Below are 19,745 nucleotides of genomic sequence, written 5' to 3'. Positions count from 1 at the left end.
CGCTAGCCTTCACAAATCAGTTCAGCCAGCTGTTCACCCGATCCCATGGCGAGCGTCCAGCCGAGCATCCCGTGCCCGGCATTGATCGCCAATGTGGCGCTTGGCCGCGCGATCACTGGCAGCGAATTGGGCGTCATGGGGCGAAGACCGGACCAGTGGTTCCGGGTTGCATCATAATCTGCCGCCTCGGGCAGGGACGCGCGGGCGGATGTAATCAAATCGGCCATTCTGTCTGGTCTGACAATGCTGCTGTCATCACCCAGGTCGGCAAGTCCGGCAATCAGCATCTCGTCCCCGATCCGGGTGAAGACCAGTTTCCGCGCCACATCGGTGATACTGACCTCGGGACTGGCAGCGGTTGCCGGGGCGATGAAGGAATATCCCTTCATCGGGTAAATCGGCGTGTTGACTTTCGTTTTACGCAATAATTTCCCCGCCGCGGCACCCGAACAGACAATCGCCAGGTCGGCTGTCAGTTCTTCGCCGCTATCCAGAATGACCCGGGCAGATTCGCTATCTGTAGCAATCTTGCAGACCCGCGCATCATATCGGAATGATGTGCCATATTCCCGGTGGAGAATGTCAGCCAGATTTTCGGAAAAAACAGCTGCATTGCCGGTTTCCTCTGTCGGGGCGTAGATCACGCCGGTAAAGGTGCTGCCCGCAGCATCGAGAGCGGGTTCTATCTCCCTGGCGACATCGGGGCTCAGAGCCATCTGCCGTTCCTGGTTGCTGACCTTCATGTTCATGATTTCGCAGCCCCGGGCGAAAGACTGCGCGTTGCCGAAGAGCAGCATCTTGCCTGCGGTCCGGTGACCGAATTCAATCTCGTGCCGTTGCAGCAGCGCCGCCATGGCATTGCGCGATTTGCGGGCAAGTTGCAGACTGGCCAGACTGTTCTTGCGGAATTTCCGTTCGGTACAATTGGCCAGAAACTGCAATTTCCAGCGGATCGACGCGAGATCGAATGCGGGATATATCCGGAAAGCCGGATCCCTGCCGAGCGCCAGGCGCGGAATCTTGCGCAGCAGATCCGCGCTGGCAAGGGCATCGGTATAGCCATAGCTCAATTGCCGTCCGTTGCCGAAGGATGCTCCCATGGCAGGGCCGGGCATGGCGTCGAGAACCGTCACGGCGATTCCGCGCCGCGCCAGTGCATAAGCGCTTGCTATGCCGACAACGCCGGCGCCGATGATCAAGGCTGTGCGAATTTTGCTCAAACGTTCTTCCAATGACTAGAGCAGCTACTCTGTGCATATTGCCGGCGATCATCCAATATCGTTCGACATGTCTGGCATAGCCTTTGGCTATGCGCCTTTGAACGATGAGCATGTTGGATGTTTTCCGGCTTTCGGTTATCAAATTGTCGACGTCGCCTGACTGGAAAAGGCACGCATATCGGGAAAGCGAGGGTCATCATGAGTTTTGGGAAGCCGCAGGCTGCAAGCCGGCATCAGTTCAGCCTTGTCAGAGCTGGCTGCCATATCCTTGCGTTCGCGTTTATGGCCTGCCTCGCCGCTTACATGCCGCTTCTCGCCAGCCAGCCTGAAATGGTTATGATCGAGGGAAGGGTGGTCGCCGATGAAGGACCGCTTTCCGCCGATGATGTGTCGATTTCGGTCAACGGTCAAAAACTCGGGGCGCAGGATGACGGTCGCTATGCCGGACGCGTGGTGCAGGCGGATATCTATCAGCTTCGTTTTGACAGCCGGTCGCTCTTCACAGGCATCTATACGTTCGCCCAGACAGAATTGCAGCGTTCGGACGATGGTCATTATATCGTTCCGAAGATCGAACTTGTTGCACGCAAGCCGGGCCGGGTCGAAATGATCTTCGGCGGTGATGTCATGATGGGGCGCCGTTATGAAAAGCCCAGCTTCCGCGCGTCGCCGCTGATCCGCCCGGCTAGCAGGGCCAGCGATATGCAAGCGCTGTTGGCGCCAATGGCGCCCTATTTGCAGGCATCGGATTTCGCCGCGGTGAACCTGGAAACAATAGTTTCGGCCAGCAAGCCGGCGCAGCGGGCGCCGAAATCGATTACCTTCTACAGCCACCCCGATAGCGCTGCGGCCCTGAAAACGCCGGCATCGACTATGTGACCTTGGGCAACAACCATATCTACGACTATCTCGATGTTGGCCTAGAATCGACGACGGCGGCGCTGGATGCGGCAGGTCTGCTGTATTCCGGCGCGGGCCGCAGGGCAGAGCAAGCGCTCAAGGCCGCACAAATTGATATTGGTGGGCATGATTATTCGATGCTCGGCTTTGTCGGATGGGCGGGCAGAGTCTCTCCCAATCAGGTTGCCGGCAAAGACAAGGGCGGGGCGGCCCACGGGAGCGCCGGCAATATAGGCCGGGCGGTGAAACGCGAATCCGCTGCCGGCAGGATCGCGGTCGTGCAATATCACGGCAGTCGCGAATATAGCGATTCACCGACGGAAATCACGCAATCCCGCCTGCGGACGGCCGTCGACGCGGGGGCCGACCTGGTGGTCGCCCATCATCCGCACGTCACCCACGGGCTGGAGATATATCAGGGCAAACTGATCGCCTATTCGCTGGGGAATTTCGTCTTCGACCAGTATTTTTTCGAAGCGCAGCTCGCCTATGTGCTCAAGGTCTGGATGGACGGTGAACAATTCTACCGGGCGGAAGCCATTCCGGTGCAATTGCTGGACTATCGACCGGTGCCGGCCGTTGCCGGCATGCGGGAAGGTGTGTTGCGCCGGCTGTTCAGCCAGTCACGGGCCCTGGGCACTGAAATGTCGATGTCAGGTGGTCATGGAGTTATCAGCAATAAAGCCCATATCTCCGGCAGTCCGGCTCCGGCCTGCCCTGTTGCAGAAACCGCCGAAAACGGAATGTGGCGCTTGCCATTCGACCTTGAACAAAGTCCCGTGTCCTGCGCCGGTCAAGATATCGGCAATCTGGCTGCAGCTAAGGATATCTGGCATCGTGGGGATTTTGAGGCAGCTCGCTATGAAGACGTGGTTGACCAGAGCTGGGAGGTTCGAAATGCCGAGGCCGCGCTGTCCCAAGACAGCCGGTCCGGCCGATACGCACTGGCGCTTCAGAAAAGGCCGGGCGGGGACGAGGTCGCGATAATGCCACGGACATTCCTGCGGGTACTGGAAGGCTCGGCTTATTCCGTTGCCGGATGGATCAGAGCAGACGCGCCACTACAGCTTTCGCTGTCCCTGCAATCACGATCGCCGGGCGTTGGACGGTTTCTGTCCCTGAAAGAAGCCGAGTGGAAAGCGGCAGGATCAAAAGCGATAGCGGCGGGAAGCTGGCAGCATTTCCGCTTTGATTTCCCGCCACCGCGTACGGCAAAAGGCAAGCCGCTGCCGACCCGCCCGATCCTGCAGATGAAAGGAGACGGAGGAGGCGCGATCCTGCTTGATGACTTCGTGGTTATTGAACAATCGGAACCGGACAGCAGCGCCGGTGCAGATGATCCCTTGCGCCAGAATTTCTGGATTGACGGCCCTGCTCGCTGAACGACCATGATTTTCCGTAACCTTGACTGATGCGCTTTCGAGCCTGTCCATGGACACTGAATTGGTGATATGACCGGTTATTGCCGGCAAGGATGGATGGCCCATGACAACGATATTGATCACAGGAGCGAACAGGGGGCTGGGACTGGGGCTGGCCAGATCCTATGCGGGAGAGGATGACGTATCGATCATCGCATGCTGCCGTTCGCCAGCCGATGCTGACGAATTGCAGGCGCTTGCGGCCGAAACAGGTCGTATTCAAATTGAAAAGCTGGATGTTGCCGACGAGAAATCGATCGAGCGGCTTGGTCAGCGGCTTGATGGGATCCCGATCGACATATTGATCAACAATGCCGGAATTTTCGGCAAGAACCCGCCTGCTACCACGGGATTCACCGATCAGACTTTTGGAAAATCGGATTTCGAAGCCGACTGGATCGCACCCTTCCGGACCAATGCAATCGGACCGATGAAAATGGTCGAAACGTTGGTCCGGAATGTCGCTGCATCGGGGGAAAGGAAAGTGGTGATCCTGACCAGCATCATCGGATCGATCACAACCGCCCATGGCTTCATGTTCGGCTATGCGGCGTCGAAAGCGGCGGCCAACATGACCGCCAGCAATCTCGCTGTGGCATTGAAGCCCGAGATGATCATCGTGAATCCGATACATCCGGGCTATGTCAAAACCGACATGAGCGGCGAAGGAGCGGATATCGAGGTGGAAGAATCGATCGCCGGCGTGCGCGCCCGGATCGATGCCATGACGCTGGAAAAGTCGGGCTCTTTTCTGTCCTACGACGGGAATGAATTGCCCTGGTGACACACCGGCGGGAGCGATAGTTCCCGATCGCACGCCGTTCCGGTTTGGCGCAATGGAAACAGCAGTGGCAATGGGCCGGAAGGCTTATTTCGAAACGAAGCAGCCCACCGACGTAAATTGCCCAAAGCTGCGGCCGCCGGTAACATTGACACGGCCCGACACAACCCATGCATGGGCCTTGATCTCGCCCCGATCCTCTTCCTGCTTGCTGCGCATCAAGCCGAAGAAGAGCGCATAGGGGATATCATATAGTCCCAATATCAGCCGCGCGGTGATCGCCTGGGGAAAACAATTGGCTTTCCAGGGTGCAAATCTCGCCGCGAAGATGATTGCGCTGCTGATCGCCCGGGCGCGCTTTTCCTGAGCAGCCGTGATCAGCGGTGTGCGCGGGGCGAGACCGTCGTGCATGCCGAGCCAATGGGCGAAACGTTTGAACGTCATGGTCAGAATGACGAAGCGGCTCAGTCCCAACAGTACCCACGCCGGCCCGAGCCAGAGATAGAATAGGGGCGGCAGTTGCCTGGCCGTCGCAAATTTTCTTTTCAGGGTCTTGATCATGTCCGTTGCAACGGGAGGAGAAAACCCTCCATTTGCTATCCTGCCAATTGCACCAGATTGCGCTCGCGCAAATCTGTCAGCAATTCCATGACATCGCTCTGGCAAGTCGCCAGGTCGATATCGAAATTTCGGGTCACATGTTCACATAGGGCTGTAACGCTTACAGGTTCTTCCATGGCCTCCCACAGATTGGAACCGACCGCGTTCAACCCGTAATAGGCGCTGTCTTCGATACTCATCATCACCATTTCGCCATCCATGTCGGCGGACACCATTTCAGGGTTTCTCCGGACGATGCTGTCGAGTTTCAGTTCGCTCATAAAAAGTCTTTCGTGATTAGATTTGCCACAGCACTATCAAAGGCAAGTCTGGCTTGCAATCCATACGAGCGGGTGAGGGGAAGAGGCTTGCCGCATTGTGAAAAGCGCTGGCCTCAAGCGTGATATCGCCCTAGTTGTCTTCAAAACCCTATCAACAATCGTGTGATCAAATATATGTTTGCCGGACTGCTGTGTTTCGATAATTCTCCCCCGGTTGAAGCATGGATTACACCGGACGTCTGGGTCTCTTCCCTTTACCCTCGGTACAGGCCGGACGTGAGTGGCTACCAGCGCGATGAGCATGGCTTGCTGGTCGAGGCGGATATTTTCAATACGCCGTCATCCCGTCATATCGGATCGGTCCCGCTGGTGTCAGACCGGCTCCGCGTCGCGTTCTGGGGCAGGCTGGACAATCGCGATGAATTGGCTGCGCAACTCGTGCTCGACCGGCCACTGGATGAAACCCCCGATGCGAGACTTATACTTGCCGGATGGTTGAAATGGGGGGAGAGCCTGCCCGAGAAGCTGACCGGCGATTTTGCACTGGCCATTATGGACAGCGAACGGCGGACGGCCTTTCTCGCCCGCGATCCGGTCGGAGTAAAGCCGCTCTATTACTGGCCGCATGAACAGGGTCTGCTTTTCGCTTCCACTTCAGCAGCGCTGCTCAAACTAAAAAATGCACGACCAACCCCCGATCCGGAATGGATCGCGCGCTATGTAATCGGCCAATCAAAGAGCCATGACCGGACGGCCTTCAAGGAAATCATGAAATTGCCCGGCGGTCATTCGCTGAGCATCGGCGAGGGGCGTCATGAATTGCGCCGCTATCATCATTGGCGCGATGATGCACGGGATGTCTTTACCCGCGACCCGGCACGTGTCGAGGCCTATCGCGCGGTTCTGGAGGAGACAATGCGCTCCCAGATGATCAGCGACTATACGCTTGGCACGGAAAATAGCGGTGGTATCGATTCCGCGACCATCACGGCCTATCTTGGCAAGTTCATGGGCGATCCGGGCGATCGGTTGCACAGTTTCGGCTTCGCGCTCTCGGAAGAGGAGCCGGCCTATATTCTGGAAACCAGTCAGGCGGCGTCAATCGTCCATAACCATATCAATACTTCCCAATATGGGAGGTCCGGCTTTTCGGACGAGCAGATGCGGGAAGATCTGGAAATTCTCGGCTATCCGGAAGAACATGGCAATGCCACGTCGCACCGGCCGTTCTACGATCAGTGCCAGCTATACGGCATCAGGACATTGTTCTCCGGCTATGGTGGCGACGAGGTGGTCACCAATTACGCCAACCACATCCAGCGGGAACTCATCGACAAGGGCGCTTACAAGGCCGCGATAGACTTGATGCGGGGGAAGCTGCCGCTGCGCATCTACCGGTTGCTCAGACGTATATATAAGGAGCGCAAAAATGCCGGATACAATGCGAATTTTCTAGCCGTCTGGAAAAAAGATGGCCGGAGCAGCCGCTCCGCGACGAGATTGTCGCCCGCTATGATCTGGAGCGGGAATATATGGAAACGGCGCGCTACGATGCCGTGCATCGCAAGCATAATGACTGGATCATCAGCGGATTGTTGCAGATGGCCTATGTGCCGACGCGGCTTGAGAATTGCACGCTAATGGCTGCATCTTACGGGATCGACTATCGCTGGCCGCTTTGGGACAAACGGCTGGTCCAGCAATATCTGTCCACGCCGATTATCGAGCGCGCAGGTCCGGGCGGTATTGGCCGCTATTTGCACCGCCGGGCCATTACCGGAACAGTACCCGATCGGTGGCATGGAAAAGATCGAAATATATGGGGGAGCGACAGTCTCCCTCGCGGAACAACAGCAGCGAAATCGTGAAGACGATGAAGCAGATTGATGACGAGCTGCACCCGCTGCTGGCCGACATGATAGATCGGGACAAATGGCGGGCTAAGATCGACCAGATGGAGAAACATGGCTTTGATCCCGAGGCGAATTTCCAGATCAGGCGGCACATGCTGGCTGTGAAGTGGCTCAACGTCTGGCTCAATGGCCTATCGGTTGCCTAGCAAGGTCACAAGATGGCTCAAGGCGCTTCGTCGGGAGCTTTGGTGGCGCAACATCCCGCACGGTATGGTCAGTTGGCGCTATTTGTCGACCAGCAACCCGCAGATTGAGGCGCACAGGCAGATATTCTGGACTGCCTTGCCCGGTATGCCGAAGCCGCTCTACGTGCTGGTTGAAGCGATATTATGGCTGAAATGGGCAGGGCTGTTCGGCTGGCTGGCCCTGTTCAGGGCGCTGCGCGGTTATGGCTCCAGGCTTCGCGACGAACGGGGTGTTTCACGACCACGCCAGTTCTGCACGCTCGTCCGGATCAGCATCGGGGCGTGCATGCCGCCCGGTGAGGCCTATCGCTTCGGACTTGTCGAACATCCCGCGCGCCTGTGGAACTATGTCAGCGACCGCCATATCGCTGCGTTTCATAAATGGCGGAATAGCCGCCGGGCCATATCGCCGGAGACGACGGTCCGGCTGGCTGACAAGCTGCCGCCACGGATTTCCTGCAGCGCGCGGCATACCGATGGCGCCAATCCTGGCAATCGCCTCAGCAGACACCGGATTTGATTTTGACGCCGCTCTTGAAAAACATCGTCGGCTGTTTTGCAAAAGCAGATCGGGTAATCGCGGGCTCGGTGCTTTTGAATGTTGGAAAAGGGACAGGTCATAGAGGGGTGGACGTTCGAGGGCGACCCGCTGCCCGATCGACGATCCGTGATGGCGGCATGGGAAGCGTTGCTGCAGCTGGACATTGGTCTGGTGCAGCCGGCGCTGCAAAATCATCCGCAACTGGCACCGCTGGTACCGGATGGGCGGGCGATCACCGTCCGCTGTATTACCCGGCGAAGCGAACAAGGCAGCAGCATTTTGTCTGCGACACTGGAAATTCCGACCATGCGGAAGCCGTCTGACAAGCGCGACGTCTATGTCATCCTGCCAGTCGATGCTGAAAGCGGGCTGGTACAGCCGATAGCGGACGATATGCTGCTGCTTGCCGAAGTACGGCAGAACCAGCGCGATATGCTGGCGCAACGCGACGATCACTTGCCGCTGCCCGATTGGCAATCGCTGATTGATCACAGCCTGGCGGCGCATGATCACTATGCCGATTTCTGGGCCATCGCCTGGGACTGGGTCTTGACCCCTCAGGGGCCGATATTGCTGGAAGGCAACAACGGCTTCGGCGGTAGTCTGCCACAAATCCTGACGGGAGGATTTCTGTCGGAGCTTCAGACGAGAAATCGTCTGGCTTCCTTGCCAGGGTAAACAGGCTTGCGACGTTCCGCCCTGCCTTTCGGGATGCCGGGCGGAATATCCGTAAGGCGGAAATCTACAGCGGGTTGTCGTGCTCGTCGAGATAGTTGAACCGCCGCATCACCGGTCCGTGATCGGCGATGATTCGGGTAATCTGTTCCTCGTTCAGTTCCTGCCGCCAGCCGCCGCTCTTGCCCTGACGGAAAAAGGAAGGCGTGTTGGCCGGTTTTTCCTTGAATCCGGTAGATTTTTCCTGTTCCTGCAAGCGATCAAAGCGACTGAAATGAATCGCTTTCTCAACCCGCGGCTGGTCATGGGGCAGTTCGAGAAAGCGCGCTGCCCGGGTGAATGTGGCCAGGCTGTCTTCGAGCATATCCTCGTAGCGCAGGATTTCCAGATTGAGATCGGGCGCATCGACCCAGCTCAGCACATGGTCGGACCAGCTGAACAATTTTTGCCGTACCTGGCCGTTCAGCCTCTTTTCCGACTTCACAAAGCTCATCTTCGGAGATGCCATCCGCACGATCGCATCATCGACGCTGCACTGCAGGTGATTGGCGAAGGAAGATGCCACGTCGAGCGGATTGCGAACGAAATAGACTGCGCCCCGTGTTGCCCTGCTGCTGACCAATGGCTCTCCGGACGGCAGAAATGTATAGGCATCATGAATCTTGTGATATTCCAGATCCGGCGATTGCAGGCTCCAGTCGTATACCGCGGGCCGCAGGGCATCAATATCGTCATGCCGCATGTCGGCGGTGTCAAATCCCAGAACTTCGTCCAGCCAGCCACGGCCACTGGCAATGGAGCCGGTATGCAGTTCGTTGATATCAACCGGCGCATCGCCATTCTGCGTCAGGTTCTGCAGGAATGTGCGGAACCAAGTGTTGCCGGATTTGGGATAGGAGGAAAGCCAGTATATCGCGCCCACGTCTAAACGCTTTCGGAAAGGTCAGCCAGAATATGGTCGACCAGCTGATCGACTTCAAACCCCATTCGCGGCCGGACAACACGGGTAATCGCTGTTTGCCCCGAAAGCTTCCCGCAAAGATTGAGATGGTCCGGACGCAAATCCATGCTGTCGAGAAATTTCTGGCGATAGGTATTGGCATGGAGGGCCGGGAATTTTTGCAAGCCCTTGATAGCGGTAGAGGAAAAGCCATCCTCATCGTCGCTGCGCAAGATGTAGATATGTTTCACCGGCAGCGGCTCGGGTACAAAATTGTCGGTGATCGGCAGGTTGAATTTTTCCATGTCCGGTCGGATCCGGGTGAGGGGCGTGGTGTCGATTTCCAGCTTGTCCGCCGCATCCTGCCATAGCTTGATCCGTGGGAATCCCGGGATGGCAAGGCAATCATTGTCGATTGGCACGACATCATCGGCCAGCAATTTATAGCCCCGCTGCATGAAAGCGGCGGCGAGCGTTGATTTTCCTGCGCCCGAGTGACCGACGCAGATGATGCAACCGTCGCCGATCTGAACAGCGTTGCCGTGCAGCACAAGATAGCCGCGCTGGAATAATAATGCACCGAGCGCCGAACCGAGCATGAAAACCCTCACGCTGTCCTCGTCTATGCCCGGTGCCGGATCAAATACGATGCTGTTGCCGTCGCGAACCAGAAAACGGGCGACATCCGGAATGTGCAATTGCAGGGCATTCGGCGTGGCCCACAGGAAGGGACCGATTTGCTCGGCTCCTTCCAGGCCATCCGGATTGATCGCGCCTGCGTGATGCGCACATCTATGGTTTCCGGCGTGTCGGACAAGGCGACCATTTCGGATAGGGCCATTTCGCTTTCGATGGCCAGATCATAGCAATTGTAAAAATAGTTCATGGACGCCTGTAACTTTAAGTTCTGAAGGTAAAATTCGACATGGTAATGATGAATTTCCTAAAGATTTACCCCGATCAATCAAGCCCGTACATCTTTGTCAGGGCGAGTTTGGTAAAATCGTCGGAGGATCATCGCGTTCTGGCGAAGAAAGTGGCCAAACCGGGCGAGGACCGTTTCGGATAATCTGCACATGTCCAGCCGACGCCAGCCGAGAACCACGTTCGTCCCATAGGTAAACGAACAACAGGATATTTGGCCGCCCGGTTCATGATCAGTAAATTAATGAGAATCACTTGCAATAGCAATAAGAAGCTGTAATTGGCCTCTCGTCGATGCGAATGATTCGCATGAGTCATATCAGGGGGCAACAGTGGCTAAGAGACTTATGGGACATGTTATAAAATCCGTGGCAATTGCAGCGTTGCTGACATCCGCCGGCGCAGCCGCGGCGTCTTCCCTGTCGACCATCCCCGTCGAGCTGAGCGTGGGCGGCATGTTCGCGCAGGCGGACTGGATCGTGAAGATCGTCATCATCGGCCTGATCATCGCTTCATTGGTCAGCTGGACAATCTTCATCGCCAAACTCTCCGAGCTGCGCAAGGCGATGGCAGCAGAGCGTCTCATCCATGATGAAGTCGCCAAGCTGCGGTCACTTGATGATGCCAACGGCGATGCGGTTTTGTCCAAAACGGCTCTGGTGCAGGAAGCGTCGACCGAGCTCGCGCTGTCCGCCGATGCCCTGCAGGACGGCGATGGTGTCAAGGAGCGCATTGTTTCCCGCTTCGAACGTTATGAAGCGGCGCTTTCCCGCAAGATGACGCGCGGCGTCAATATTCTCGCGACCATTGGCGCGACGGCTCCCTTTGTCGGACTGTTCGGCACGGTCTGGGGCATTATGAACAGCTTCATCGGTATCGCTGAGAAGCAGACCACTAATCTCGCCGTTGTCGCGCCCGGTATCGCAGAAGCCTTGCTTGCGACGGCGCTCGGTCTCGTTGCGGCAATTCCTGCGGTCGTCATGTACAACCATTTCTCTCGCCAGATATCTGCCTATCGCGCGCTTGTTTCGGACACCGCCGCCGCAATATTGCGGCTGGTCTCCCGCGACCTCAGCCGCGGCACCGTGAAGATCGAAAAGGATTGAAACGATGTCGATCCGGCTCAACGACAATAGCGATGACCTTCCGGTAAATCATGACATCAACGTTACGCCGTTCATCGACGTGATGCTGGTGCTGTTGATCATCTTCATGGTCGCGGCACCCTGGCGACGGTCGATGTGAAGGTCGACCTGCCGGTCTCTACCGCCAATGCCGCGCCGAAACCCGACAAGCCTGTTTTCCTCTCCATTCAGGCCGACGGCAATATTCTCGTCAACGAAACACCCGTCTCCGAAGCGGGCCTGGGAGCTGCGATCGAGACGGCGACCCGTTCCGACAGGGAGCAGCGTATCTTTCTGCGCGCCGACAAGACCATCACGTATGACACGATCATGGGCGCGATGAACTCCTTGCGCTCTGCCGGCTATCTGCACGTTGCCCTGGTGGGCGCGGAATCGGGTTCGACAAAATGAACAAGGCGATGCTCAGTCTGACGAAAAGCGTCGCTGGGTTACCGCCGCAGCCATTGCTGTAGCAGCCCATGCCTTTCTCGGTGTGGCTGCCATGGCATGGAAGGCTCCACACGACCGCCCCATCCCTGAACCGGTGGTTCTCGTGGAGCTTCCCCCTGCGAGTGCGAGCGAGGCCATGTCTGAGCCGACGCCCGCATCGCAGCCGGACTATATCCCGCCGCAACAGGCACTTCCGTTCGAGGTCCCTACCGTGCGCGCACCGTTGCCGGATGATGCGGTCATATTGCCACCAGAGGCCAAGCAGCCTGCGGCCCCTGTCAGGCCGGTTCAGCAGGCCGAGGTTACGCCGGTCGCGTTGGCGGCTCCCGCCCGAAGCGAAGCACCGCCGGTCGCTGCTACTAAGTCTGCGCCAAGCAGCACTTCCGGAAACAGCCCCAAAGCCAAGAAAGAGCGCGCCAACTATTATGCGATGGTCAGCGCACATCTGAACCAGCGCAAGAAATATCCCACCGAAGCCCGCAAGGCCCGCGAACAGGGTGTGGTCAAGGTCCGGTTCACGGTCGATCGTACCGGCAATATCTCCAATGTGTCGATCACCGGTTCCAGCGGGCATACCATTCTCGACCAGGCCACCCTGGCGCTGATGCAACGCGTCGCGCCCTTGCCGGCCATGCCTGCATCCATGGAGCGAGACCAAGTCACGATCTCGCTGCCCATTGATTATTCCCTCAGAACCCGTTGAAAAAGGAAGTTTCACGATGAAGAAAGACATGTCCCAGATGCAAAGGCCGGCCAGTCTGCGCTTTGGCAGTTTCGGCAAGCGCAGCGCTGTTGTAGCGTTGGGCCTTACCACCGCGCTGTCGACCGCTCCCGCCTTTGCCCAGGATGCCGAGCCGGAAGAAGTCGAGCTGGAAACGCTCCAGATCGAAGACAATGCGGCCGACGTAAATCCCTACACCCAGAAGGGCGCGCCCTATAAGGCCCGCGTCTCGGGCGATCTGCGCCGCGTGAAGCCATTGTCGGAAACGCCGGCAACGATCACCGTGCTGACGGAAAGCCAGCTCGACGAGCAGGGCGCCACCAACCTGCGCGATATTCTCGACAACCAGCCCGGCGTCACCGTCGGTACCGGTGAAAACGGCAACGCTTTCGGTGATCGCTATATCATCCGCGGCCATGAAGCGCGCAGCGACGTGTTTGTCGATGGTCTGCGCGACCCCGGCATGACAACGCGCGAAACCTTTGCGGTCGAACAGATTGAAATCACCAAGGGCCCTAGCTCTTCCTTCGCCGGTCGCGGTTCGACCGGTGGCGCGGTGAACTCAATCACCAAACAGGCCAGCACCGACTATAATTTCAACCGCATCGACCTGGGTATCGGCACCGACGATTTCTACCGCGTCACCCTGGACAGCAACTGGGCGCTGAGCGACGATATCGCGCTGCGTGCCAACCTGCTTTACGGCTATGACGAAGCGCCGAACCGCAATTTCTCGGATCGCGAGCGTATCGGCGCGGCGATCTCCGGCAGCTTCCGGCTGAACGACACGGTTCGTGTTCTGCTCGACTATTATCACCTCGAAGCCGACGATACGCCGGATCTGGGCGGCTATGTTCCGGCGCCAACCGGCACCGGACCCGACGATGTCACGATCCATGGTCCATGGGACGATGTTCCCAATTACACCCAGACCGAGGACTTTCTCAACACGACCGTCGATACGTTCACTGGCCGTATCTTCATCACACCGTTTGACGGGTTCACGATCGTGAACTCCACACGCTATGGTGAAACGTCCAACGGCTATGTGCTGACCGGCCTTCGAGGCGGTGCCTATGATACCGACACGGATACATTCGGCCCCCTGACTCTGAGCGACCATCAGGGCAATCAGGAAGTCGAATATTTCGTCAACCAGCTCAATGTTCTGGCCGATTTCAATACGGGTTCAATCGCGCACAACGTGGTTGCAGGCGTCGAATATTCGAACCTGAAAGTCGCGAACGGGACCTATGATACGACCAGCACCGGAGCGACAAATTGTATTACGGCGGGCAGAGGTGGCAGCCTGAATCCCTCATATTGTATTACCGATGAAAATCGCAATGTGAACGTTGATGACATCCACAACATCTTGCAGCGCGAGATACTCGATGGCGATGTTGACAGCGCTTGGCAGGTAGAGACCATGTCGGTCTATCTGATGGATACGGTCGATATCAATCCCTGGCTTTCCATCCATGGTGGTGTCCGGGTTGATGCGTTTGATTACAGCAATGATGTTGTCAGCCGCGGAGACGAAACCGGCTATCGTTACAAGGATACATTGTGGAACGGTCATGCCGGCATTGGCGTGAAGCCGATGGATGAGGTCTATGTCTATTTCAACTGGGGCACCGCCAAGAATATCAATGGTGGCGAGTCCGATCTGGGCGGCAACTGCGGCTATGGCGGCATCTGCGTCGATGACGGAACCGGCATTGGTGACGGACGTCCGGAAAGCTCGACCAGCTACGAGCTGGGCGTGAAGGCGGATCTGTTCGACGATCATCTCATGCTTACCGCGGCGGCTTTCCAGATCACCAAGAGCGACGTGTTTGAGTCGGCTGGCGATGACTATGCCGCGGGCGGAAGCCTGAACACCGGTGAAAACCGTGTTCGCGGTATCGAACTGGGCCTCGTCGGCAATATCACGCCGAAACTCTCCGGCCAGGCATCGGTTACCTTCATGGATTCGGAAGTCACGGATTCGAATGACGCCTCCAAGATCGGTCGCCGTCTGAGCAACTTCTCCAACACCCAGGCATCGGCGCAGCTGCGCTATCAGGCGACAGAGGCCTTCGCCTTTGGTGGCACCGCTACCTACAAGGGAGAGATGTTCACCGGCCAGCCGGACGATGCGGCCAGCTATAATACGACGCTGGACGTCTATACCTACCGCGTTCCGGATTACTGGACCTTTGACGCTTTCGCCAGCTACAAGGTAAACGAGAATCTCTCGGCCCGGGTGAATATGACCAACGTGACCAACGAGGACTATTATCTTGCCGGTTATCGCAGCGGTCACTTCCTCTACAAGGGGGACGAACGCCGCGCGACGCTAACGCTCACCGGACGTTCTGATACGAGAAGGAGGGGCGGCGATTCGTCGCCCCTCCTTCAATCCAACAAACGGCTGGTCCCATGCTTACAATCATCGAAAATATTCTGGACGAGGAGCAGGTCCGGGATTTCCGAAGGAAGCTCGAAGCCGCCGAATGGTCCGATGGCGCGGCCTCGGCGGGTACCCGTTCGGTCAAGGTGAAGCAGAATTTGCAGATCGATCGGCAGAACGCGCTTTCGGTCGAACTGGGCAACGTCATATTGCGCAAACTGGGCAATGACCCGCTGTTCATCTCCGCCTCGCTGGCCGAAAAATCTGGCCTCCCATTTTCAATCTCTATCAGGACGGCGGCCATTACGGCACGCACAGCGATGCCGCGCTGATGCGCCTCCCCGAAGCCAATCTGACCATTCGCAGCGATCTGTCTGCCACGATATTTCTGTCCGATCCGGACGAATATGACGGCGGCGAACTGGTGATCGAACAACAATATGGCGCGCAGCCGGTCAAGCTCGCGGCAGGCGACATGGTGCTGTATCCGTCTTCCAGCCTGCATCAGGTAATGCCGGTTACGCGCGGCCAGCGGATTTGCGCGATCACCTGGATGCAGAGCGCGGTTGCCGATGCCTCGGCGCGGGAACTGCTGTTCGACCTCGACCAATCGATCCAGTCGCTGACGCCCGACCGACCCCATGATGATCCAGAAATCGATCGTCTGATCCACGTCTATCACAATTTGCTGCGGCGGTGGGCAACGCTATGAGAGTTTCTATTGCAAAAGGCCTGCTGTGGCTGGTTCTTGCGCTCCCCGGCATCCTGATGCTCTGGTCCTTCTCGCAAGGCGATGTCCTGGCGATGGACATGCTGCATCCCAGCGGGGAAATGTCGGTGCGGCTGATGATCCTCGCGATGTTGCCCGGACCCTTGTCTGAATTTTCGGTCTCAACCGCTTTTTCAGGGGATGGATCAAGATCCGTCGCAATCTCGGCGTCGCGGCTTTCGGCTATGCCATGCTGCATCTGATATTCTACATATTCGACATGAACAGTCTCGCGGCGATGCTCGAAGAGATCGGCATCCCCGGTATCTGGACGGGCTGGTTGTCGCTTGTGCTGATGTTGCTCCCCGCGGTGATCAGCTTCAACTATGCGATGCGCCGGCTCGGACGACAGTGGAAAAATATCCAGCGCCTCGTCTATCCTGCACTGATTATCGCGCTGGTTCACTGGATTTTACTGGATTGGGTCTGGCAGCCAGCAATGGTTCATCTCGCCCCGCTCATATTGGCCTGGATTTTACGCTATATCGGCCGCAGCCGGCGACAACGCACGCAACGGAGTATGACATGAGAAAAATTTCCCGCAAATATAAGGCCGCCACCGTTCTGGCCACATTGATGCTGGCGCAGCGGCCTATGCGGACGGCGATATCAAATGCAACGCCGGCCCGACCGAGAAATGGAAGCCGATTGCGAAACTGAAGAAAAAGGCCTGGATGGAAGGCTGGGAACTGCTCAAGACCCAGGTCGAGGGCGACTGTTATGAAGTCTATGCCAGAACCGAAAGCGGTCAGGCAATCGAAGCCTTCTTCCACCCGGTGACGCTCAAGAAGCTGGTCGTCTTCCGGCGCGGAACCGAAATCTACCGGGCGCCCGGTTTTACTGGCTAGACATTTCAGGTGCGGAGCAATCGCGCATTTTGCCAGCCTGAATCCTATCGTAGCTCGACGGCGCGCTCATAGGCCGCTTGCAGCGTGTCGCGGATCAGCGTCGAAAATTCCTCGCTACCGTTCAGCGCGGCGAGGCCGGCTGCAGTGGTGCCGCCCTTGCTGGTGACATTCTTGCGCAGGTCCTCGAGCGACAGGTCGGAATCCAGCGCCAGATCGAGCGTCCCGCGGACGGTTCCCAGAACCAGATTTTTCGCGTCTTCCCCGCTGAAACCCAGTTTCTCGGCAGCTTCGACATAGGCGCGCAGCATCTCGAAAACATAGCCCGGGCCGCTTCCGGCGACTGCGGTCAGACGATCCAGCATATCCTCGCTGTCGACCCAGACGACGTCGCCGGAACAAGAGGCGAGCTGCTCGATGGTGCCGGATGCCATTTCGGGCACGGTCCCATGGGCGTAGAGACCGCTGACGCCCTTGCCGATGACAGCGGGCAGGTTCGGCATGATCCGGATGACCGACCGGCCGGGTGCATGGGCGGCCAGCTTTGCGGCGGAATAGCCGGCGGCGATCGAGCTTATGACGCCCGACGGCTTCAGTCTTGGCAGATAGCCGGGAAGCACATCATCGATCAGTTGCGGTTTCAGCGCCACGATCAGATAGTCGAAAAGCTGTTCGCCCAGTTCCTCGACCGAACCGACCAGGGACACGCCTTCCGGCAGGTCGGGGCTGGCCGGGTCTGCCACGGTAAATTCATGTTCGGTGTGAGCGGCCCAGGCCTTGAGCAGCGCTCCGCCCATATTGCCGCATCCGAGGAGTAATATTTTTGTCAATTCAATCTCTTGCCGTTGGTGAATATGGATCTTGCGATGTGCTTAGTATTCAAAACAGATATGTCAACAAATGCTTATTTTATATAGCTTTCACGCAAAATTAAATGTTTTGATCACTAAATTATTGCACTGGTCAGGTTCAATCCCTACCTCCGTCACAGAGTAATAAGGGCATCACGTCAAATGGTACAAGGCAAAACAATCGTTGTTAAAGTCGGCTCCAGCCTGCTCGCCAACGAACAGCGGCTCACGCCGCGCTGGGCTTTCATGCATAATCTGCTCGAGGATATCGCCCGGCTGCGGGAAGGCGGCGCGAAAGTCATCCTCTGTTCTTCCGGTTCGGTTGCGCTGGGCATGAACATGATCGGCGAACGGCCGGAGACGGCCGGTCTGCGCGACAAGCAGGCAGCGGCGGCCTGCGGTATGCCGCTGTTGCTAAACGCCTATAAGCAGGTGGCCCATGAATATAGCTTCGAAATAGCGCAGGTACTGGTGACCTTGCGCGATCTGGAAGACCGCAAGCGGTTCCTGAACACCAAGAATACGGTCGACCGTCTGCTCGATGCCAATATCATGCCGATCATCAACGAGAATGACACGATCACCACGGAAGAAATCCGGGTTGGTGATAATGACCGGCTGTCAGCAAAAATCGCGCAGATGCTGCAGGCCGACGAACTGATCATCCTGACACAGGTGGACGGCCTTTACGACAAGGATCCGTCCGAAGCCGGAGCGCAACTGGTTGAAAAAGTGACCGATGTTTCGCCCTATCTTGCGGTGACCGAAGGTGTCAGCAGCCTCGGCAGCGGCGGGATGCTGACGAAAATCCAGGCTGCCCATATGGCGCAAAATGCCGGCTGTGACACGCGGATCGCGCATGGCGAATATGAGCATCCGGTGACGTCGGTCCTGAACGAAGAACGGCGGCACACGAGAATAATGGCGAATGAACGGCCCGAATCCGCATGGGCCAACTGGCTGTCGGATCGTCTGCAAATGGCGGGCAGTATTGTCGTCAACGCGGCGACCGCCGAAGCTTTCAAACACGGACGGCGGAATATCGGCCGGGAAGATGTGCTTTCCATCCAGGGTCCGTATGTCAAAGGCGATGTGATCCATATTTATGGCGAATCCGGCGACGAGCTGGCCAGGGGTCTGACCAATTTCTCGTCCGACGAGACGATGGCGCTGGCCCGCAACCCGACCCTGTCGGCCATGCAGTTGCTGGGTTACAAAACCCTCGGCACGCTGATCACCGATAAGAATATGGTCGTGCTGGATGACCGGCACCTGACGTGGGACTTGCCGGCTGGCGAGGTCATGACCGAAGTCATACCGCAGAACTAGATTTCGCCAATCTCCAGTATTGGTGCGGATTCTATCTGGTTCGCGTCCATCATTACCGCGATGCGCTGGACCGAGGAGATCAGCAGATTCTGCTCCCACGGTTCGAGCTTTGACAGGGCGACCAGAAAATCTTCCTGCAGCAGCTCCGGCGCATTTTCGACGCATGTACGGCCTTTGTCGGTCAGGACAATTTCCACCGAGCGCCGGTCATCTTCGCTTTTTTCGCGGGTGACCATCCCGGATTTTCCAGCCGGTCGACAATCGATGTGACCGTGGCATGCGACAGATGCACCGATTTGGCGATTACCGACGGTTTGGCCCGCCCGTCTTTTTCCAGGGCTTTCAGGAGCAGGAGTTGCGGGGTTGTCTGGCCGGTCTCCCGTTCCAGTTTTTGGACTGGAGATCGATCGCCCGGTTAATCTGCCGCAAGGCGACCAGAAGTGCATTTGAATTTGACATGGCAGGTCTGATACAGATTTTTCCGTCAATCGCCCACAATATTGCTGATGTTTCGGCTGGTCGGGGTCGGACCGGATCCTTGCCAGACGGATATGAACCGCGCCTTGTCACCGACAATGTCGGCCAGGGTGTATCCGTCGAGATGCCGGAGGAATGCGTCGATTCCGTCGGCGAGTACATGGCGCAGGCCGCAAACGGGCGTCACGACACAGCTGTCATCGGCTTCGGGGAAACATTGCACGAAGGCACCATAATCCTCGAACGTGCGGACGACGTGGCCGACATTGATGGATTCGGCAGGCTGGGCGAGCAACAGGCCGCCGCTGCGCCCCTTCACGCTGTCGACAAAACCCTCGGCCGCCAGCCGCTGGGCGACTTTCATCAAATGGTTTTTGAAATCCTGTATTGCCGGGCGATCTCG

25 protein-coding genes and 2 pseudogenes are annotated in these 19,745 nt (G+C 57.5%); 18 read left to right on the top strand and 9 right to left on the bottom strand.

Going from position 1 to position 19,745, the window contains the following annotated elements; translation table 11 throughout:
* Positions 1–2: 2 nt before the first annotated feature.
* Positions 3–1,199, bottom strand: coding sequence for an FAD-dependent oxidoreductase (locus C8024_RS14540; RefSeq protein ID WP_217272228.1), 1,197 nt, complete (start codon positions 1,197–1,199; stop codon positions 3–5).
* 138 nt (positions 1,200–1,337) lie between these two features.
* Here C8024_RS14540 and C8024_RS14530 point away from each other — a divergent pair.
* Positions 1,338–3,502: pseudogene (locus C8024_RS14530) on the top strand (CapA family protein).
* A 103-nt stretch (positions 3,503–3,605) separates the two neighbouring features.
* Positions 3,606–4,325 carry an SDR family oxidoreductase gene (locus tag C8024_RS14525; protein ID WP_173206467.1) on the top strand — a complete coding sequence of 240 codons (720 nt, stop codon included), beginning with the start codon at positions 3,606–3,608 and terminating at the stop codon, positions 4,323–4,325.
* A gap of 84 nt (positions 4,326–4,409) precedes the next feature.
* On the opposite strand, the gene C8024_RS14520 is transcribed toward C8024_RS14525, so the two are convergent.
* Positions 4,410–4,883 (bottom strand): lasso peptide biosynthesis B2 protein, encoded by a 474-nt coding sequence (locus C8024_RS14520; RefSeq protein ID WP_173206463.1) that lies wholly within the window; start codon positions 4,881–4,883, stop codon positions 4,410–4,412.
* A gap of 35 nt (positions 4,884–4,918) precedes the next feature.
* Positions 4,919–5,203, bottom strand: coding sequence for a lasso peptide biosynthesis PqqD family chaperone (locus C8024_RS14515; RefSeq protein ID WP_173206460.1), 285 nt, complete (start codon positions 5,201–5,203; stop codon positions 4,919–4,921).
* 276 nt (positions 5,204–5,479) lie between these two features.
* On the opposite strand from C8024_RS14515, the gene C8024_RS14510 reads away from it, so the two are divergent.
* The 5 genes from C8024_RS14510 to C8024_RS14490 all read left to right on the top strand — a co-directional run bounded on the left by C8024_RS14510 (position 5,480) and on the right by C8024_RS14490 (position 8,520).
* Complete coding sequence (locus tag C8024_RS14510) at positions 5,480–6,844, top strand: asparagine synthase-related protein (protein ID WP_173206458.1); 1,365 nt, start codon at positions 5,480–5,482, stop codon at positions 6,842–6,844.
* Entirely contained in the window at positions 6,736–7,071 is a 336-nt protein-coding gene (locus C8024_RS23590) for an asparagine synthase-related protein (RefSeq protein WP_367947361.1), read from the top strand. The genes C8024_RS14510 and C8024_RS23590 overlap by 109 nt, the downstream gene beginning before the upstream one ends.
* Positions 7,023–7,262, top strand: a complete 240-nt coding sequence (locus C8024_RS14500; protein WP_173206368.1) for a hypothetical protein — start codon at positions 7,023–7,025, stop codon at positions 7,260–7,262. The genes C8024_RS23590 and C8024_RS14500 overlap by 49 nt, the downstream gene beginning before the upstream one ends.
* Positions 7,255–7,821, top strand: a complete 567-nt coding sequence (locus C8024_RS14495; RefSeq protein ID WP_173206449.1) for a hypothetical protein — start codon at positions 7,255–7,257, stop codon at positions 7,819–7,821. The genes C8024_RS14500 and C8024_RS14495 overlap by 8 nt, the downstream gene beginning before the upstream one ends.
* A 78-nt stretch (positions 7,822–7,899) precedes the next feature.
* Positions 7,900–8,520: a sugar-transfer associated ATP-grasp domain-containing protein gene (locus C8024_RS14490; protein WP_173206446.1), complete on the top strand. Its 621-nt coding sequence runs from the start codon at positions 7,900–7,902 to the stop codon at positions 8,518–8,520.
* Between the two features lie 64 nt (positions 8,521–8,584).
* On the opposite strand, the gene C8024_RS14485 is transcribed toward C8024_RS14490, so the two are convergent.
* Complete coding sequence (locus tag C8024_RS14485) at positions 8,585–9,439, bottom strand: sulfotransferase domain-containing protein (RefSeq protein ID WP_173206443.1); 855 nt, start codon at positions 9,437–9,439, stop codon at positions 8,585–8,587.
* A 2-nt stretch (positions 9,440–9,441) separates the two neighbouring features.
* Positions 9,442–10,155 (bottom strand): hypothetical protein, encoded by a 714-nt coding sequence (locus C8024_RS14480; RefSeq protein ID WP_173206440.1) that lies wholly within the window; start codon positions 10,153–10,155, stop codon positions 9,442–9,444.
* A gap of 39 nt (positions 10,156–10,194) precedes the next feature.
* Between C8024_RS14480 and C8024_RS22605 the strand changes: the two genes are divergently transcribed.
* From C8024_RS22605 to C8024_RS14440, 10 genes and pseudogenes are all read left to right on the top strand, one after another.
* Positions 10,195–10,323, top strand: a complete 129-nt coding sequence (locus C8024_RS22605) for a hypothetical protein (RefSeq protein ID WP_302051637.1) — start codon at positions 10,195–10,197, stop codon at positions 10,321–10,323.
* A 426-nt stretch (positions 10,324–10,749) separates the two neighbouring features.
* Entirely contained in the window at positions 10,750–11,487 is a 738-nt protein-coding gene (gene exbB, locus C8024_RS14475; protein WP_217272227.1) for a tonB-system energizer ExbB, read from the top strand.
* 4 nt (positions 11,488–11,491) lie between these two features.
* Positions 11,492–11,916: pseudogene (gene exbD / locus C8024_RS14470) on the top strand (TonB system transport protein ExbD).
* Between the two features lie 175 nt (positions 11,917–12,091).
* Positions 12,092–12,658 carry an energy transducer TonB gene (locus C8024_RS14465; protein ID WP_173206437.1) on the top strand — a complete coding sequence of 189 codons (567 nt, stop codon included), beginning with the start codon at positions 12,092–12,094 and terminating at the stop codon, positions 12,656–12,658.
* Positions 12,659–12,674: 16 nt separating this feature from the next.
* On the top strand, positions 12,675–15,221 hold the full coding sequence (locus tag C8024_RS14460; RefSeq protein WP_217272224.1) for a TonB-dependent siderophore receptor: 2,547 nt from the start codon (positions 12,675–12,677) through the stop codon (positions 15,219–15,221).
* The gene (locus C8024_RS20410) at positions 15,218–15,403 is read left to right on the top strand and encodes a hypothetical protein (RefSeq protein ID WP_217272234.1); all 186 of its coding nucleotides are present in this window, start codon (positions 15,218–15,220) and stop codon (positions 15,401–15,403) included. The genes C8024_RS14460 and C8024_RS20410 overlap by 4 nt, the downstream gene beginning before the upstream one ends.
* Positions 15,334–15,783, top strand: coding sequence for a Fe2+-dependent dioxygenase (locus C8024_RS20405; protein WP_367947366.1), 450 nt, complete (start codon positions 15,334–15,336; stop codon positions 15,781–15,783). Before C8024_RS20410 ends, C8024_RS20405 begins: the two co-directional genes overlap by 70 nt.
* Positions 15,780–16,043, top strand: a complete 264-nt coding sequence (locus C8024_RS14450; protein WP_173206434.1) for a hypothetical protein — start codon at positions 15,780–15,782, stop codon at positions 16,041–16,043. Before C8024_RS20405 ends, C8024_RS14450 begins: the two co-directional genes overlap by 4 nt.
* Positions 16,031–16,369 (top strand): hypothetical protein, encoded by a 339-nt coding sequence (locus tag C8024_RS14445; RefSeq protein WP_254305953.1) that lies wholly within the window; start codon positions 16,031–16,033, stop codon positions 16,367–16,369. The genes C8024_RS14450 and C8024_RS14445 overlap by 13 nt, the downstream gene beginning before the upstream one ends.
* A 43-nt stretch (positions 16,370–16,412) precedes the next feature.
* The gene (locus C8024_RS14440; RefSeq protein WP_173206525.1) at positions 16,413–16,688 is read left to right on the top strand and encodes a PepSY domain-containing protein; all 276 of its coding nucleotides are present in this window, start codon (positions 16,413–16,415) and stop codon (positions 16,686–16,688) included.
* 44 nt (positions 16,689–16,732) lie between these two features.
* Here C8024_RS14440 and C8024_RS14435 read toward each other — a convergent pair whose 3' ends face one another.
* A complete protein-coding gene (locus C8024_RS14435; RefSeq protein WP_254305952.1) occupies positions 16,733–17,515 on the bottom strand; it encodes a pyrroline-5-carboxylate reductase in 783 nt (260 codons plus the stop codon).
* Between the two features lie 183 nt (positions 17,516–17,698).
* Between C8024_RS14435 and proB the strand changes: the two genes are divergently transcribed.
* Positions 17,699–18,865, top strand: a complete 1,167-nt coding sequence (gene proB / locus C8024_RS14430) for a glutamate 5-kinase (RefSeq protein ID WP_100092565.1) — start codon at positions 17,699–17,701, stop codon at positions 18,863–18,865.
* On the opposite strand, the gene C8024_RS20400 is transcribed toward proB, so the two are convergent.
* The 3 genes from C8024_RS20400 to C8024_RS14420 all read right to left on the bottom strand — a co-directional run bounded on the left by C8024_RS20400 (position 18,862) and on the right by C8024_RS14420 (position 19,706).
* On the bottom strand, positions 18,862–19,101 hold the full coding sequence (locus C8024_RS20400; protein ID WP_217272223.1) for a MarR family winged helix-turn-helix transcriptional regulator: 240 nt from the start codon (positions 19,099–19,101) through the stop codon (positions 18,862–18,864). The genes proB and C8024_RS20400 overlap by 4 nt on opposite strands.
* Positions 19,047–19,211 carry a winged helix-turn-helix domain-containing protein gene (locus C8024_RS23585; protein WP_367947365.1) on the bottom strand — a complete coding sequence of 55 codons (165 nt, stop codon included), beginning with the start codon at positions 19,209–19,211 and terminating at the stop codon, positions 19,047–19,049. Before C8024_RS23585 ends, C8024_RS20400 begins: the two co-directional genes overlap by 55 nt.
* A 138-nt stretch (positions 19,212–19,349) precedes the next feature.
* Entirely contained in the window at positions 19,350–19,706 is a 357-nt protein-coding gene (locus tag C8024_RS14420) for an Rrf2 family transcriptional regulator (protein ID WP_367947360.1), read from the bottom strand.
* Positions 19,707–19,745 lie beyond the last annotated feature (39 nt).

Source organism: Sphingopyxis sp. BSNA05 (genome assembly GCF_013265645.1).
Taxonomy (GTDB): domain Bacteria; phylum Pseudomonadota; class Alphaproteobacteria; order Sphingomonadales; family Sphingomonadaceae; genus Parasphingorhabdus.
This window is presented reverse-complemented; position numbering and strand designations above follow the sequence as displayed.

Coding starts and splice junctions, on each gene's coding strand:
- C8024_RS14490 (WP_173206446.1), top strand. CDS start 7,900: ATGTTGGAAAAGGGACAGGTCATAGAGGGGTGGACGTTCGAGGGCGAC.
- C8024_RS14520 (WP_173206463.1), bottom strand. CDS start 4,883: ATGATCAAGACCCTGAAAAGAAAATTTGCGACGGCCAGGCAACTGCCG.
- C8024_RS14500 (WP_173206368.1), top strand. CDS start 7,023: ATGGGGGAGCGACAGTCTCCCTCGCGGAACAACAGCAGCGAAATCGTG.
- C8024_RS23590 (WP_367947361.1), top strand. CDS start 6,736: ATGGAAACGGCGCGCTACGATGCCGTGCATCGCAAGCATAATGACTGG.
- C8024_RS14450 (WP_173206434.1), top strand. CDS start 15,780: ATGAGAGTTTCTATTGCAAAAGGCCTGCTGTGGCTGGTTCTTGCGCTC.
- proB (WP_100092565.1), top strand. CDS start 17,699: ATGGTACAAGGCAAAACAATCGTTGTTAAAGTCGGCTCCAGCCTGCTC.
- C8024_RS14515 (WP_173206460.1), bottom strand. CDS start 5,203: ATGAGCGAACTGAAACTCGACAGCATCGTCCGGAGAAACCCTGAAATG.
- C8024_RS14420 (WP_367947360.1), bottom strand. CDS start 19,706: ATGAAAGTCGCCCAGCGGCTGGCGGCCGAGGGTTTTGTCGACAGCGTG.
- C8024_RS14460 (WP_217272224.1), top strand. CDS start 12,675: ATGAAGAAAGACATGTCCCAGATGCAAAGGCCGGCCAGTCTGCGCTTT.
- C8024_RS14465 (WP_173206437.1), top strand. CDS start 12,092: ATGTCTGAGCCGACGCCCGCATCGCAGCCGGACTATATCCCGCCGCAA.
- C8024_RS14445 (WP_254305953.1), top strand. CDS start 16,031: ATGCTGCATCTGATATTCTACATATTCGACATGAACAGTCTCGCGGCG.
- C8024_RS14525 (WP_173206467.1), top strand. CDS start 3,606: ATGACAACGATATTGATCACAGGAGCGAACAGGGGGCTGGGACTGGGG.
- C8024_RS20400 (WP_217272223.1), bottom strand. CDS start 19,101: ATGGTCACCCGCGAAAAAAGCGAAGATGACCGGCGCTCGGTGGAAATT.